General features: G+C 61.5%; 1 protein-coding gene. It reads right to left on the minus strand.

What is annotated here, in order from left to right; translation table 11 throughout:
• On the minus strand, positions 1-741 hold a 741-nt coding region (locus SQ11_RS04400), incomplete at both ends, for a phosphopantetheine-binding protein (RefSeq protein ID WP_041512955.1).

Raw genomic sequence — 741 nt, forward strand, 5'->3', positions numbered from 1 at the left:
CGCGGCGATAGTCTGCCGTTCGAACAGCTGCCGGGGGGTGATCTTCCAACCCGCGCGGCGTACTTTAGTCACTATCTGCAAGCTGAGTATCGAATCGCCGCCCAGTTCGAAGAAATTATCATTGCGCCCCACCCGGCCAATACCCAATACTTCGGCCCAGATGCCCGCCAGCACTTCCTCCACTTCGCCCTGGGGCGCCTCATAGTGGTCCATGCCGGTAAATTCCGGCTCGGGCAGCGCCTTGCGGTCCACCTTGCCGTTCGGATTCAGCGGCAAACGCTCCAGCACCACTATCGCCGCAGGAATCATGTAGTCCGGCAGCGCCTGCCCCAACGCCTCGCGCAGCGCAGCATTGTCAACTTGGGCACCCGCTTGCGGGGAAACATACGCCACCAGCCTGGCGCCTCCTGTTCCACTGGGCCCTTCTCCCGCAACCACCACCGCTTCCCTTATCTCGGGCTGCAAAAGCAGTTGTGCTTCGATTTCTCCCAGTTCAATGCGGAAGCCGCGAATCTTGACCTGATGGTCCAGCCGCCCCAGATACTCGATCTGTCCATCCGCGCGCCATCTCGCCAGGTCTCCCGTGCGGTACAGCCGCCCTCCCCACTCATCAAAAGGATCGGCAATAAATCGCTCCGCCGTCAGTCCCCCACGATTGAGGTAGCCGCGCGCCAGTAAATCCCCCCCTATGCACAATTCGCCCGCAACCCCCGGTATGACCGGGGTCAGGTTGGCATCAAG

The organism is Nitrosospira sp. NpAV (assembly GCF_000832065.1).
Classification (GTDB): Bacteria; Pseudomonadota; Gammaproteobacteria; order Burkholderiales; family Nitrosomonadaceae; genus Nitrosospira.